This window comes from Fusibacter sp., assembly GCF_057447755.1.
Genome location: NZ_JBVBZF010000068.1, coordinates 1 through 13,805, shown reverse-complemented (window position 1 = coordinate 13,805; position 13,805 = coordinate 1). Strand labels below are relative to the sequence as shown.

The following is a 13,805-nucleotide window of genomic DNA, read 5'->3' as shown; positions in this document are numbered from 1 at the left end:
ATTTCTTGCACCTTGCTTTCTGTAATTAAATTATTATTTTTGATGATATGAGTATAGCACAATCATATGTGACTTTCACTAAAATTAAGTTATTTTAAGATTAGAAATCGAATATGAAAATAGAGCCAATATCTTCTAATAGGCCTTGATGAAGTTCAATGATTTCAGTACCTTGATCGATTACAAAGGCCTTAATGATATCACCACTTGAATGATGTGCCAAACTACCATTTAGGTAGAGCTTTCCCCCATAGTACCCACCTGCACCCCCAATGAATCCATAGTCAAACCCTTGAAGCTTAACCTCTCCCTTAGGAATCAACAATGTCACAAGACCAGCTTCCTTGAAGTGCTTGTATAGATTTGTGTCTTCAGTAATTACAGCATTTTTACCAACAATTAGAGTTGCACATTTAACATATCCCTGTTTTACTCGATGAGCCAAGCAACCACATTCCTCATAAATCTTTAAGATTTTAGAATCCGTCATAGCATGGTGAAAGAGGTGCTGATTCACGCAGATACAGTTATAAGCAATATCAAAAGGATATTTAGCACTTAGAAGATTACCACCTTTTATTATCAAATCACTAGAGACACCAACTTCCAAAAGTTTTTTTTTCATTTCGTCATGGATTGAGGGTTCAATTACAAGCCCCTGTGGTGTCATATGCATGCCCATATCTGTATGTTGTCTGAGACCCTCTAAGACATTTTGAAGGATGGGCATTTCTAGACACACCAAATTTTCAGCTGGCTCACTCAGTAATGCTAAATGCCTTGATAGGATTTTATGCAATTTTATTGGTGCTATGATTACTCGCATTTAAACCATCCTTCCCAAACAAACTTGCCGTGTTATTTATTCAAAAAAACAGTGCTACACATGATGTAGCACCGTCTGAGCAATGTTTTTTATTCAGCTTGAAGATAGAGTTGGTCGAGTTCAACTTTGTCAAAATGGTATTCTTTATTGCAAAAATGACATTTAAGCTCCGCTTGACCATCTTCGTCAAGAAGGGATTTGAGTTCAACTTTTCCAAGGCTAATAAGTGCTTTTTCCATTTTATCTCTTGTACAATCACACTTTAAGTTCAGTGGATATTCCTCTAAATCGTCAAGGCCAAGTCCTGCCAAAATTTGACCCGCTATTTGATGGATTGTCAAACCCTCCTCAAACAACTGAGTAACCGATTTTAAGCCACTTAAATTTGATTCAAGTTGTTCTATCGTCGCTTCTGAAGTCTCTGGTAAGAGTTGTACGATAAAACCACCTGCATTTTTAACGCTTCCTTCTGAACTTAAAGTAACACCCAAGCCCACTGCAGAAGGTTGCTGTTCTGATTTCGCAAAATAATGTGCAATGTCCTCAGCAATCTCACCTGAGACCATTTCACTATGGCCGATAAAAGGTTCCTTCATGCCAAAGTCTTTGATGACGATCAGCCTACCCTCTTTGCCGATAGATTCTCCAACTGCTAACTTACCGTCTTCTGTGAATCGATTTTCAGCATGGGGATGTGAAATATAGCCTTTGACATTCCCGTGGATATCAGAAATCGCAATAATAAGCTTTATATCATTTGACCCTTTGATTTGAAGGGTCAATTTTTCTTTCTCAATTTTACTCATCATTCCCATCATAGCAGCCGCAGTAACCGTTCTGCCAAGTGCCGACGTCGAGATTGGTGATAAGTCATGTATCGATCTTGCTTCATCTACCATATTTGTTGTTTCAGCCACATAAATTCTAACCTCTCGGTTATGTGTCATTCCAGTAATTAATTTATCCATCTTTTCCTCCCATGGTTCAATGTTTAGTTCTATACTTCAGTATATAACGCAATTATTTCTTGCGGCAGATAAAACAAATTCGTTCTGATTCAGAATTGGTCTGTTCAAATGTATCCCCATCTAAAACTTCTAAAATTTCAAAATGCGCTTTTAAAAATTGCTTAATTTCCTCAGTCTTAAAGGCTCTTTGAGTGTGAAACTCTTCATGTCTCTCATAAGCTTTTTCAGACTTATTAAATAAGGTCAATTGAAATTCTAGTAAATGCTCATCTTCATCAAATTGATTTTCCCAAATGTATGCAGCATCTTCAAAGGTCTCTGCAAAAGTCTGATTTCCGATAACTTCTGAAAGTTTGAAATAAGAGCTTACATCAAATATAAAAACGCCCGATTCAGACAAGTGCTCTGAAACAGATTCAAAGGTTCCCACTATCGCTTCATCTTCAATCAGGTAGTTTATACCATCACACATAGAAAATATAAAGTCATATTTTTTTTTCGTTTGGAAACTTGCCATATCTTGGCATAGAAATCTTACTTTCTGATGAGCCTCATTTGACTTTTGTTGTGCAATCGCCAGCATTTCATCAGAAATATCCAAACCTTCCATGACATAGCCTTTTTTGCTTAATTCAATCGCCAAAGTACCCGTCCCACACGCAAGTTCTAAGCCATGTCTAGCAGTTTTGTGGTACAGGTTTACTTTTTCAATGAGCTTACTCGCCCAAAATGTATAGTTGACATCATATTGCATAATGTCATAAACAGAAGCAAATGCAGTGTAACTCGACATTAACCGACTCCTTTAATGTATGCTAAATAAATAATATAGCCATAGGCAATAAGTGCACCAATTACTGGTGTCATTTCAACAAATCCGATTTTAAATTTGCGTTTGTCCCAAAGTTCATAATGGTCCATGATCCCAGCATTGATCAAACGCGCTTTATCTGTTGTTAAAAGGCGGTCCGAATCGACCTCTTTTATAATCAATTGTGATTCAATTTTTTCAACAATTTCATATGCCTTTTCCTTAACTTCGATATGGTCTCCGATTTTAAATGCTGCGTAGTCCTTTTTTAAACTTCGCAATACACTTTTAATCAGAAACGCAAAACCAATTGCAAGAATACCATAAAAAACAATAACAAGCAATAATGCACCAGTAGATTCAAATAAGGTATTATTTTGAGCCATAACGTCAACATCATTGCCAAACAAATTAACTAAAAATCCCATCGAAACGGCAATTCCATTATTGGTAGCATGTGCGATAACACCGGCAAATATAGAACCCGACATTTGCACTAAGTATGAAAACATCACACCAAGAACTAGGGGCCCAAAAAAATTTTGAGGGTTAAAATGAAATATTGCAAAAAGAAGTCCACTAAAAATCGCACCCCATTTCATACCAAGTTCACTCTCATATGCGTTGAGAACCATTCCTCTGAAGAAAAATTCTTCGCACAAACCTGCCGTAATTGAGATTATGAACATCAAGCCTACATATTGAACACCTGTTTCAGCCGTTGGGATATTGAGTATAATCGCATCACTGAAGAGTTCAATAATCAAAATTGCAATTAAATTAACCACTGCGATAGTAGGCAGGAGCAAGGCCGCAATAACCATTATTTTTAACGATTGCTTTAAGGGTACTTTTTTCAACCTAAAAACTTGGCGAATGTCTTTTCTGGTGAAGGCTGCGTACAACAATATTGGCAATAAAATAATGCCATATTCTGTAATCAACAATCCTGATAATACTTCTTTGCTCTGAACATATGCACCAAGGGTTAAAAAGACACCTGCTAATATTAGAAAGATTACATTTGCTTCAAGTATTTTAAAATGTTTAGGTCTAGTATTTTCAATTTCCATGGATACTCCATTTCTCTAAATTAACGCTGGTCGTTATAATATTTGATTACATTTACATAAGATTCTATACCATTCATCAACACTTGATTGTTGAAGTTAAATTTCGAATGGTGCAGTGGGTAAACATACCCCAAAGCCTCATTGTAGGTCCCTACAAAATAAAACAATCCTGGAACAGCTTCTTGATAGAAAGAAAAATCTTCACTGATCATCTGAGGCTCTAAAATGACACACTGGTCCTCGCCATTTATTTTAAGAAACTGCTCGTATAGTCTCGAATCATTTATAACTGGAGGATACATATCTCTAATCTCTATTTCATAATCAATATTATAGGAAACTTTAAAACCTTCTAATATTTCAATTATACGCTTTTTAATGGTCTCATAAACTGTTTTATCAAAGGCCCTCATTGTGCCTTCTAATCTGGCAGACCCCGATATTACATTTCTTCTTTCACCTGACTCGAGTCTCCCGATGGTTAATACACTCGATTTAATCGGAGAAATGTTTCTCGATACAATTGATTGTAAGGCAGTAATGAGTTGTGCTGATATTACCACTGCGTCAATCCCTTCGTGAGGCTGTGCACCATGAGCACTAAGTGCCTTTATATCAATGTCCACCTCACCCGTCATCGCCATCATCGCACCGCTCTTAAGACCAAATTTGCCTTCGGGTACTACCGGGTAGAGATGGATTCCATAGATTTCATCCACATTGTATTTTTTTAAGTAACCTTCCTTAACAATTGGCTCAGCACCGCCTGGTCCTTCTTCAGCGGGTTGAAATATAAGTAGGATATTATCCATGATTTCACTAGGGTTCTCACTAACCCACTTAGCAAATCCTAACATCATTGCCATATGACCATCATGTCCACAAGCATGCATAAAACCTTTATGTTCAGAATGTACTTCAAACGTACTCTCCTCTGTGACAGAAAGCCCATCAATATCCGTTCTAAAGGCGATGGTTCTTTTAGGGTCACTTCCTTTTATATAGGCTAGGATGCCTGTCCCTATAACCACTTCAAAATCAATCGACAAGGACTTCAAAACGGATTGTAAGTACTGTGAAGTCTTTATTTCTTCTAAGCCTGCTTCTGGAATTTTATGCAAATCTCTTCTAAATCTTAGCACATCCATTGTTAATTCTTTTGGCTGCATTATTCACCTCATAATTTTCTTTGATCATTGAATTTATAGTAAATCAATTTTAAAAATTCTATTTTTGCTGTTGACGCATGATAGGTGTAATGTTAGTATATATATAATTATTTTGTAAAGTCTAGTTTTTTCAATGTTTTCACATCATTTATGATGATAGACTTTATTATCCGTCGTCATTATATTTTATAATATATACGACCAGTATTCAATAGGGGGTGTATCCATGAAGAAGATTAATTTAGCTGTAGTTGGTGCCACTGGCATGGTAGGCAGAACTTTTTTAAAGGTGCTAGAAGAGAGAGATTTTCCTTATGAAAATTTGTATTGTTTCGCTTCTAAAAAATCAGCTGGTGAAACCGTTACAGTAAAAGGCAAGGACTATGTCGTTCAGGAACTGACAGAATCATCATTCGATCAAGACATTGATATTGCATTATTCTCTGCAGGCGGAGATATCAGTTTAAAATTCGCACCAATCGCTGCAAGCAAAGGCGTTATTGTTATAGATAACTCAAGTGCATGGAGAATGAACCCAGAAGTACCACTTGTTGTGCCTGAAGTTAACCCTGAAGCACTTAAGAATCACAAGAACATTATTGCAAATCCAAACTGTTCAACAATCCAAGCCATGGTTGCATTAAAACCACTTTATGATCAATACGGTATTAAAAGAATTGTTTATTCTACTTACCAAGCAGTGTCAGGCTCAGGTGTAAAGGGTATGAATGATTTAGAAGAAGGTCTAAAGGGCAACGACATTATGACCTGCTATGCTCATCCAATTGCTCAAAACTGTTTACCGCATATTGATGTTTTCATGGAAAATGGATACACAAAAGAAGAAATGAAAATGATAGAGGAAACTAAAAAGATTTTAGGAGATAGTTCTCTCAAAATTACAGCAACTGCTGTTAGAGTCCCAATTTTCTACAGTCACAGTGAATCTATCAACGTTGAGCTCAAAAAACCATTTGAACTTTCAGATGTCTTTGAACTCATGAAAAATGCAGAGGGTGTTGTTTTACAAGACGATCTTTCAAACAATGTTTATCCCCTTGCAAAGTCAGCTGCAGACACAGATCCAGTATATGTCGGAAGAATTAGAAGAGATGAAAGTGTCGATAATGGCTTGAATCTTTGGGTTGTAGCTGATAATATAAGAAAAGGAGCAGCAACTAACACCATTCAGATTGCTGAAACTCTTATAAAAATGATGTAGAGGTATGTATTTATGGAATTATTTATTGGGTCAGGTGTTGCAATTATAACGCCTTTAAATGACCAAGGTATTGATTTTGAAGCCTTAAAAAGACTAATCGAATGGCACATCCAAAATAATACTGATGCAATCATTGTTAGTGGCACTACTGGAGAAGCCGCAACACTATCGGATGATGAAAAAAAATCACTTTATGAATTTGCTGTAAAAACCGTAGCTGGCCGTGTACCTGTTATAGCGGGTACTGGTACAAACGATACTCAAAAAGCTGTTAAGCTAAGCCAAATGGCAGAGCAAGCAGGTGTACAGGGACTACTCGTCGTATCACCTTATTACAATAAAGGAACTGCTAAGGGCATGATTGCTCATTTTGAGACAATTGCAAATGCTGTTAACATTCCAATAATTGTTTATAACGTACCTTCGAGAACTGGTGTTAACTTAGCACCAAGTACTGTTAAGGCACTATCTGCTCACAAAAATATCGTAGGTATCAAAGAAGCAAGCGCAGATATAACGCAAATTACTGAACTTGCAAGCCTTTTACCAGATGACTTTGCTTTATATGCTGGAAATGATGATCATATCCTCCCTATCCTATCCTTAGGTGGTAAAGGTGTGATATCAACAGTGGCAAATGTCTTACCAAAAGAGACACATGACCTTGTTATGGCCTATATGAATGGCGATATCAAGCTGGCAAGAGAAATTCAGTTTAAAATTAATCCGCTTGTAAAAGCACTTTTCATCGAAACAAATCCGATTCCAGTAAAAGCCGCTCTAAACCTAATGAATATGAACGCTGGTCTTCTAAGATTACCTTTAACGGAAATTGAAGAAGCACATAAAGAACATCTAATTTCAATTTTAAATGAGTATCATTTACTTTAAATGATCATTGAATATTCGAGACAGGGGGAAGTTTCTCTGTCTCTTTTTGCATTTATAAGTTAAGTTAGACCTTTCAATAGCGTTTTCTAGGTTTTAAGCCATTTTTTTTAGAAAAATGATAACAATGATTGATCAAATCGGTTATACTATTTTTAACCCTTATTTATGAAGGAGGTTATTCAGATTCGAATTCTTTTAACAGGCGCAAACGGCGCTATGGGCCACAATGTAATCGATGTACTAAAAGAACATAGTACAATAGAGATCGTTGCAGGAGTAGATCGACATCCTGTAGTATCTTCCCCATTTCCTGTATTTGAAACTGTTGCGGATTGCAATATTCCTGTGGATTGCATAATTGATTTTTCACATTATTCAGTTGTTCCAAGTTTAATTGAATATGCGATTATGCATAAAACACCGATTGTAATATGCACTACAGGCTTAACTCAAGAAACTGAAACACTTATTCAAGAAGCAGCTAAGACAATACCAGTTTTTAGATCAGGCAATATGTCATTGGGAATAAACTTACTCATTGCACTTGCTAAAAAAGCATCTGCCTTATTAGAAGATGATTTTGATATTGAGATTATCGAAAAACATCACAATAAAAAAGTCGATGCACCAAGTGGTACTGCCAAAATGATTGCAGATGGTATTAATGATGTTTTAAAGACACCTAAGACCTTAACTTATGGACGATATGGTAATGAAACTAAGAGAACTGTCAACGAAATGACCATTCACGCAGTTAGAGGCGGTACAATCGTTGGAGATCACGATGTGATCTTTGCGGGGACCGATGAAGTCATCACAATCTCCCACAATGCTCAAAGCAAGAAAGTGTTTGCTAAAGGTGCAGTAAATGCTGCTCAATTTTTGGTGACACAATCACCTGGTTTATATGATATGACTCATATTTTCGGAAATTTGTAATTTTATTTAAGAAAGGATTTATAATGACTCAATATGATATGACAAATCCCTATGAAATTGCCAAATTCATAAAGGATGCAAAAAAAACAACACCGGTAAAAGCATACATTAAAGGTGCTCTTACACAAACAGACTTCCCTGTTAAATTATTTGGCGAATCAAACTTACAGGTTGTCTTTGGTGAGTATACAGATGTTCTTGCTCTTCTAGATGCAAACAAAGCATCAATTGAATACTATGAACTTGAAAATGATCGTAGAAATTCTGCAATCCCTATGCTTGATATCAAAACAATTAACGCAAGGATAGAACCTGGTGCAATCATTAGAGATCGCGTTAAAATTGGCGATCAAGCGGTTATTATGATGGGAGCCGTTATCAATATCGGTAGTGAGATTGGAAATGGTACCATGATTGATATGAATGCCGTTCTCGGCGCACGCGCAACAATTGGCGCAAACTGTCATATTGGTGCTGGTGCGGTTATTGCTGGCGTACTTGAACCGCCTAGTGCTACACCGGTTATCATTGAAGATGATGTTCTCGTTGGCGCTAACTGTGTTATTCTTGAAGGCGTTAGAGTTGGTAAAGGTGCTGTTGTCGCAGCAGGATCTATCGTTACTAAAGACGTGGCTCCTGGAATGGTCGTTGCAGGATCACCAGCACGTGTTGTTAAGGCGAAAGATGCTGCCACTGAAGAAAAAACACAATTATTGGATGATCTCAGAAAATAACCACATGTCATGATCTGATTTAACATCTATCAAAAAAATTAAAACACTGCTGTCTTCCACAAGACTGGCAGTGTTTTTTTATGCGTCTATTTTCATTTTAATTTTGAGCAAGTGTTTAATCAACAAATGCAAAAACGTGATCTATGTTTCTAAAATAATCGCCATAATTAAGACCATATCCAACGATAAATTTATCAGGTATTTCAAATCCCACATAGTCTGGTTGATACACGGTTTTTCTTCTAGAAGGTTTATCAAGTAATACACATGATTTTATGCTTTTAGGATTTCTTTCGCTTAATATTTCAATCACACCCGTCATTGTAAGTGCAGAGTCTGTAATATCATCAACGATCAAGACGTCATACTCACTCAAATCAACATTTATATCTTGAACGACTTTTAATTTGCCTGTGGTCTCTTCACCATGTCCATAACTTGATGTTGTCATAAATTCGATTCTTACTGGTAAATCTATTTTCCTTACTAAATCTGCCGTAAATATAAAGCTGCCCTTCAAAAGTGAAATTACTAATAGATTCTTATTACCATAAGCTTTTGTTAGTTCAGCTCCGAGTTCAGAAACGCGATTTTCTATAGCTTCCTTGGAAAGTAATACTTCACGTTTCTTGTTTTCAATACTCATTTAGTACCTCCTAGACTTTTCAATTATAAATTATATTTTATACCAGCACGCCATTTTTTTCAAGCAAGGATTCAAAGTGAAATTCATTACATTAATTTAAATTCTCTAGGCGTTAAATACATTGATTATGTCCCACTATATTTAGTACAATTAAATTATCAAGTTTTAGGGGGATAAGGATGGAACACAATAGAAAACAGAAGAAAGCGGTAACTCTTGAAACCTTTGTTTTTATCATTGTTTCAGGTGTATTTTTTGGGTATCTTGCAATGGAGATGGGCATTGACAAGATGTTCAATACCATAATGAACACAGCACACTACTTACTAATTGATGTTGTGTTTTTTATTATGGCAATCGCTGTTCTTGCAGGTGCTTTTGCAGCACTTTTATCAGAGTTTGGTGTTGTTGCGTTAATCAACAGGATCATATCACCAATTATGAAGCCACTTTATGACTTACCAGGTGCAGCTTCTATCGGTATGATCACAACGTATTTATCTGACAACCCAGCGATCATTTCTTTGGCTCAAGACAATGGTTTTAAGAAGTATTTTAAAGATTATCAATTACCTACACTATGTAATCTTGGTACTGCCTTTGGTATGGGCTTGATCTTAACGACTTATATGCTCGGTTTGGGAGATGGTGTTGAGTTCTTGGCACCTGTACTAATTGGTAATTTAGGGGCGATTATCGGCAGTATTGTCAGCGTAAGAATTATGATGAAATTCACTAAGCGCTTTTACAATGTAGAAACTGTAAACAAGGACAAGGAACCTGTCATCGACGACATTAACCTCCTTAGAGAAGTGCGTATTGGAAACACTTTTGAACGTGTTCTTGATGCTGTTCTTGAAGGTGGTAAAACCGGTGTTGAGCTTGGCCTGGCCATTATTCCCGGCGTTGTAATTATATGTACCATCGTTATGATTTTTACATTTGGTCCTGCTGGATATGAAAACGGTATTGCGATTTATACGGGGGCTAAAAAAGAAGGAGTTGCACTATTCCCTAAAATTGGCGAATTGCTTAGCCCAATTTTAACGCCACTATTTGGTTTTAAAAGTCCAGAGGCAATTGCATTTCCGATAACATCACTCGGTTCTGTTGGTGCTGCTATGGGACTTGTAAAAGATTTCATTGCGCATGATCTTATTGGACCAAATGAAATTGCAGTGTTTACTGCTATGGGCATGTGCTGGAGTGGGTACTTAAGTACACATGTAGGCATGATGGATGCACTTAATGTGAGAAAACTCGCTTCTAAAGCCATTATTTCACATACTATTGGTGGCTTAATCGCCGGAATTTCTGCACACTATATCTACCTTTTTGTTTCAACATTCTTATAAATACTAAAAATGCAATTATTGAAATTATTAATTTAAGACTATCATAAATACAAAATACCAGCCAAATTAACGTGGAAGCGTCATGGCTGGTATTTTTATGCTATCCCTTGTGAGTAGGTCTAGTACAGATTAAATTTCACTTGAAATATGGGTCATAATTCGATTTACGATGGGAATAACAACCATGGATGATGGCACGGCGATAATATAGCCCACGAGAAATGATTGAAACCATAAGCTTAAAAAATTATTAGAAAAGCCATTTGAAATCAATGTCATAAAAAAAGAAATTGACAATGAAATACCAAATGAAGCCAATATATTATAAAGGATAAATTGTCTTGCTTTACTCATTTTCATCTTAAATCCTTTCGTTGAATCACTTATGTTTACTTGCATTTACTATTATACATAAGAAAAGAGCAAGTTCAATTTTTTTGTAAATACTCTCCAAAAAAAGTCCCTTGCCCTTCCATTTTAAGTTAAAATAAGTTCTAATTTATTTTATTTTTTGGAACGCGATCCAGTTTTCTATTGATGTCCTTTAAGTTCATTAATATCTGATTTAAGGTATACTGGATTGAAATCATAATCACAAAGAAAAAGATAATTGCGATGATATCGAATTTCAAATTATGCCTCCTTTTTTCTTCTACTCTGTTTCAAGTTCATAAAAGTAAAGATCTTTATCCCCTACTTTGTTTGCATCCACTTGATCACTGAACTTTGCCGGCACTGATATACGATCAGGATTGCCATCACTTATATAGCGTTTTGATGGTGTTTTTTCATATTGATCCAACCACCAAGTGAGTTGCATCTCACCATCACCACTTTGAACTCTGTTTATTGCCGTATTATCAAATTTCACGTGATAAACAGGATAAGTTGGTCGCCAACCTACTAATAAGATACCCTCATTGATATACGAATACCCTTCATACTCTCCTGATTGAACATTCTCTCTTAAAAATTCATCCTTGGGTCTCTTGCCATATGGCAATGCGAGGACACGCATGGATATTTTAGAGTTCAACTGATGATAAAGATAAGCATTTTTGCCAAGTGCGGTTTGAATGCCTTTTGAATCAAGCGTTGAAAGATCTTCATGTGAATATGCATGATTTCCAATTTCATAGCCATTGTCCAGCAAATAATTTAACTTATTTTCTAAATACTCAGACTGACCAAATGCATTACCATAATTTAAAAAGAAAATCGCATGTCTACCAAAGTCAGGATGCTTTTGTGCAAACTCATCTAAAATGCCTACCACTGAATCTGGATCAACAACCAATTCACCATTTTGGTCCAAATATTTAAAATTTGTAGCATGTCCATCATCAAAAGTTAGTACTACAGGAGTGAAACCCGCTTCAGTTGTAATATTATTATTTAAATAATCATTCATGGATATGGTTCTAAAGCCCATATTATAAAGTCTTTCCAAATCTTGCTTAAAGCTTTCAATAGTTCGTCCGTACTCAGAATTTTTATCGCTTAAATTATGATACATAATTACCATAATTTCTTTGCTCTCATCTGGTTTAACTGTCTGATAATCCATTATAGTGCCTTTGATTTCTTCTTTTGCTTGATCTGTAAATTGTTCTGAACTGCCTTCTGCTGGATCATTCTCCAAGGCGCTCTCTTGCGATTGGTCCACATTAGACTGATCACGATCCGACTCCGTCTCTATTTCACCTTCTGAAGCTTTTGTCACACTTTCTTGAGTTTCAGAGAGATTGACATCATTACGTTCACCTTTTTCATCTATTGGATTGGTCTCGATATTTGATGCAGAACACCCAATAAGTAAGAAGGTTAAAACAAAGGGTATCATCATCGCTTTAAATCTAAATTTCATAATGCCTCCTATAGCTGTCTTCAAAATTAGTCACAAGTCTATTATATAATGAAACATTGTTTATATAAACGTTTTTTGTTTTGATATATGCCTATTTTATGCTATACTATTTTTTGTAACACAATTTTAGGAGGCATACTTTGCTTAACCATTCATCTGACCAACAATTGAAATTTAAAATCATTATTCTCTATACGATTAATCAGTTTTCTGTTCCTCTTACCAATCAACAGTTAACCGATTTCATATTGGAACACGATATCATGAATTATTTCGATCTTCAACAGTTTCTGACAGATTTAGTGGAATCATCTATGCTTGAGTACAGTACAAGTGAAGGCGAAAATTACTACATCATCACTGAAAGCGGCAAGAATACGCTTGAACTCTTTTTAGATCGCGTTTCTCAATCCTTACGACGTAAAATCAATGATAGTGTGGATTCAAAGAAAAAATCCTTTGTTATCAAAACAAACGTAACGGCTGATTATTTCAAGGAAGACGATAACGATTATGTTGTTCATCTCACTGTTAATGAAGGCATCTATACCTTAATGGACATTAAAGTCAACGTTGTTTCAAATAAGCATGCAAAGCAAATTTGTGAGAATTGGGAAAAAAGAGCTCAATATTTATATGGTGATATATTAAATCGTTTAGTAGATGATACAGATTAATCTGTATCATTTTTTTTTACATCTTTTATACGTTTGATATGGTAAAATATATTATACATTAGCACATTAATTTCAACTAGACGGAGGTAAACATGAAAACATTTAAGAGGATGGCTAGCTTATTTTTAGCAGGTCTTATCTTTATAGGCCAGCTTCCTACTTTTGCACAAACAAGCCTTGTCAAAATCAATTTTCCCACATTTCCTGTGGCCATTAATTCACTTGAAATTGACAATGATAAATTGGAGTACCCACTGATTACCTACAACAACATCACCTATTTCCCAATGACCTATCAATTTTCAAAAGGCCTTGGATTAAATATTGATTATTCTCAGGCTACAGGTTTAGCAATCTCATATGAGGCATCTAGCAACAATACCTTAAGTGTCAATTACTTAGAGACGGCATCACCAAACCAGTCTCAAACGGCAGAGTTACCATCCTATCCCATTAAGGTAAACGGTATTAAAATTGATAATCGCAATGAGACCTATCCCCTTTTAAATTATAAGGGCATCACATATTTCCCTTTAACATGGCGATTTGCTGTTGAAAATTTTGGCTGGCAATATTCATTTGATACTGTAGAGGGGCTTAAAATCAGCTCAAATGGTAACGTGACTT

Annotated in this window: 16 protein-coding genes; 7 read left to right on the top strand and 9 right to left on the bottom strand. The window is 35.8% G+C overall.

The window, feature by feature from the left end; genetic code table 11:
- Nucleotides 1-100 precede the first annotated feature (100 nt).
- The 5 genes from AC220I_RS10240 to AC220I_RS10220 all read right to left on the bottom strand — a co-directional run bounded on the left by AC220I_RS10240 (nucleotide 101) and on the right by AC220I_RS10220 (nucleotide 4,847).
- Nucleotides 101-826 carry a DUF6873 family GME fold protein gene (locus AC220I_RS10240; RefSeq protein WP_486723728.1) on the bottom strand — a complete coding sequence of 242 codons (726 nt, stop codon included), beginning with the start codon at nucleotides 824-826 and terminating at the stop codon, nucleotides 101-103.
- An 89-nt stretch (nucleotides 827-915) separates the two neighbouring features.
- Nucleotides 916-1,794, bottom strand: a complete 879-nt coding sequence (gene hslO, locus AC220I_RS10235; RefSeq protein ID WP_486723727.1) for an Hsp33 family molecular chaperone HslO — start codon at nucleotides 1,792-1,794, stop codon at nucleotides 916-918.
- 52 nt (nucleotides 1,795-1,846) lie between these two features.
- A complete protein-coding gene (locus tag AC220I_RS10230; protein ID WP_486723726.1) occupies nucleotides 1,847-2,587 on the bottom strand; it encodes a class I SAM-dependent DNA methyltransferase in 741 nt (246 codons plus the stop codon).
- Nucleotides 2,587-3,678, bottom strand: coding sequence for a CPBP family glutamic-type intramembrane protease (locus AC220I_RS10225; RefSeq protein WP_486723725.1), 1,092 nt, complete (start codon nucleotides 3,676-3,678; stop codon nucleotides 2,587-2,589). Before AC220I_RS10225 ends, AC220I_RS10230 begins: the two co-directional genes overlap by 1 nt.
- A 20-nt stretch (nucleotides 3,679-3,698) precedes the next feature.
- Nucleotides 3,699-4,847 carry a M20 metallopeptidase family protein gene (locus tag AC220I_RS10220; RefSeq protein ID WP_486723724.1) on the bottom strand — a complete coding sequence of 383 codons (1,149 nt, stop codon included), beginning with the start codon at nucleotides 4,845-4,847 and terminating at the stop codon, nucleotides 3,699-3,701.
- 226 nt (nucleotides 4,848-5,073) lie between these two features.
- On the opposite strand from AC220I_RS10220, the gene AC220I_RS10215 reads away from it, so the two are divergent.
- The 4 genes from AC220I_RS10215 (at nucleotide 5,074) to dapD (ending at nucleotide 8,633) form a co-directional block, all read left to right on the top strand.
- Nucleotides 5,074-6,069, top strand: a complete 996-nt coding sequence (locus AC220I_RS10215; protein WP_486723723.1) for an aspartate-semialdehyde dehydrogenase — start codon at nucleotides 5,074-5,076, stop codon at nucleotides 6,067-6,069.
- A gap of 12 nt (nucleotides 6,070-6,081) precedes the next feature.
- Nucleotides 6,082-6,960 carry a 4-hydroxy-tetrahydrodipicolinate synthase gene (gene dapA, locus AC220I_RS10210; RefSeq protein WP_486723722.1) on the top strand — a complete coding sequence of 293 codons (879 nt, stop codon included), beginning with the start codon at nucleotides 6,082-6,084 and terminating at the stop codon, nucleotides 6,958-6,960.
- A gap of 165 nt (nucleotides 6,961-7,125) precedes the next feature.
- Nucleotides 7,126-7,899, top strand: coding sequence for a 4-hydroxy-tetrahydrodipicolinate reductase (dapB, locus tag AC220I_RS10205; protein ID WP_486723721.1), 774 nt, complete (start codon nucleotides 7,126-7,128; stop codon nucleotides 7,897-7,899).
- Between the two features lie 23 nt (nucleotides 7,900-7,922).
- Nucleotides 7,923-8,633: a 2,3,4,5-tetrahydropyridine-2,6-dicarboxylate N-acetyltransferase gene (gene dapD, locus AC220I_RS10200; protein WP_486723720.1), complete on the top strand. Its 711-nt coding sequence runs from the start codon at nucleotides 7,923-7,925 to the stop codon at nucleotides 8,631-8,633.
- 115 nt (nucleotides 8,634-8,748) lie between these two features.
- Here the strand turns inward: dapD and hpt are convergent, their stop codons facing one another.
- Entirely contained in the window at nucleotides 8,749-9,273 is a 525-nt protein-coding gene (hpt, locus tag AC220I_RS10195) for a hypoxanthine phosphoribosyltransferase (protein WP_486723729.1), read from the bottom strand.
- A gap of 185 nt (nucleotides 9,274-9,458) precedes the next feature.
- On the opposite strand from hpt, the gene AC220I_RS10190 reads away from it, so the two are divergent.
- Nucleotides 9,459-10,634 carry a CD0519/CD1768 family membrane protein gene (locus tag AC220I_RS10190; protein ID WP_486723719.1) on the top strand — a complete coding sequence of 392 codons (1,176 nt, stop codon included), beginning with the start codon at nucleotides 9,459-9,461 and terminating at the stop codon, nucleotides 10,632-10,634.
- A gap of 129 nt (nucleotides 10,635-10,763) precedes the next feature.
- Here AC220I_RS10190 and AC220I_RS10185 read toward each other — a convergent pair whose 3' ends face one another.
- The 3 genes from AC220I_RS10185 to AC220I_RS10175 all read right to left on the bottom strand — a co-directional run bounded on the left by AC220I_RS10185 (nucleotide 10,764) and on the right by AC220I_RS10175 (nucleotide 12,501).
- Nucleotides 10,764-11,033: a DUF2798 domain-containing protein gene (locus tag AC220I_RS10185; protein ID WP_486723718.1), complete on the bottom strand. Its 270-nt coding sequence runs from the start codon at nucleotides 11,031-11,033 to the stop codon at nucleotides 10,764-10,766.
- A 95-nt stretch (nucleotides 11,034-11,128) separates the two neighbouring features.
- On the bottom strand, nucleotides 11,129-11,266 hold the full coding sequence (locus AC220I_RS10180; RefSeq protein ID WP_486723717.1) for a hypothetical protein: 138 nt from the start codon (nucleotides 11,264-11,266) through the stop codon (nucleotides 11,129-11,131).
- Nucleotides 11,267-11,286: 20 nt separating this feature from the next.
- Complete coding sequence (locus tag AC220I_RS10175; protein WP_486723716.1) at nucleotides 11,287-12,501, bottom strand: polysaccharide deacetylase family protein; 1,215 nt, start codon at nucleotides 12,499-12,501, stop codon at nucleotides 11,287-11,289.
- Nucleotides 12,502-12,641: 140 nt separating this feature from the next.
- Here AC220I_RS10175 and AC220I_RS10170 point away from each other — a divergent pair, with 140 nt between their 5' ends.
- Together AC220I_RS10170 and AC220I_RS10165 are read left to right on the top strand one after the other, a co-directional pair.
- Entirely contained in the window at nucleotides 12,642-13,178 is a 537-nt protein-coding gene (locus AC220I_RS10170; RefSeq protein ID WP_486723715.1) for a DUF4364 family protein, read from the top strand.
- Nucleotides 13,179-13,270: 92 nt separating this feature from the next.
- A partial coding sequence (locus AC220I_RS10165; protein ID WP_486723714.1) for a hypothetical protein occupies nucleotides 13,271-13,805 on the top strand: 535 nt, incomplete at its 3' end.

What these genes read in the sequence shown, in the direction of transcription:
- AC220I_RS10215 (WP_486723723.1), top strand. Translation starts at nt 5,074, where the DNA reads ATGAAGAAGATTAATTTAGCTGTAGTTGGTGCCACTGGCATGGTAGGC.
- AC220I_RS10175 (WP_486723716.1), bottom strand. Translation starts at nt 12,501, where the DNA reads ATGAAATTTAGATTTAAAGCGATGATGATACCCTTTGTTTTAACCTTC.
- AC220I_RS10220 (WP_486723724.1), bottom strand. Translation starts at nt 4,847, where the DNA reads ATGCAGCCAAAAGAATTAACAATGGATGTGCTAAGATTTAGAAGAGAT.
- AC220I_RS10225 (WP_486723725.1), bottom strand. Translation starts at nt 3,678, where the DNA reads ATGGAAATTGAAAATACTAGACCTAAACATTTTAAAATACTTGAAGCA.
- dapB (WP_486723721.1), top strand. Translation starts at nt 7,126, where the DNA reads ATGAAGGAGGTTATTCAGATTCGAATTCTTTTAACAGGCGCAAACGGC.
- dapA (WP_486723722.1), top strand. Translation starts at nt 6,082, where the DNA reads ATGGAATTATTTATTGGGTCAGGTGTTGCAATTATAACGCCTTTAAAT.
- AC220I_RS10240 (WP_486723728.1), bottom strand. Translation starts at nt 826, where the DNA reads ATGCGAGTAATCATAGCACCAATAAAATTGCATAAAATCCTATCAAGG.
- AC220I_RS10190 (WP_486723719.1), top strand. Translation starts at nt 9,459, where the DNA reads ATGGAACACAATAGAAAACAGAAGAAAGCGGTAACTCTTGAAACCTTT.
- AC220I_RS10185 (WP_486723718.1), bottom strand. Translation starts at nt 11,033, where the DNA reads ATGCAAGTAAACATAAGTGATTCAACGAAAGGATTTAAGATGAAAATG.
- hslO (WP_486723727.1), bottom strand. Translation starts at nt 1,794, where the DNA reads ATGGATAAATTAATTACTGGAATGACACATAACCGAGAGGTTAGAATT.
- AC220I_RS10230 (WP_486723726.1), bottom strand. Translation starts at nt 2,587, where the DNA reads ATGTCGAGTTACACTGCATTTGCTTCTGTTTATGACATTATGCAATAT.
- dapD (WP_486723720.1), top strand. Translation starts at nt 7,923, where the DNA reads ATGACTCAATATGATATGACAAATCCCTATGAAATTGCCAAATTCATA.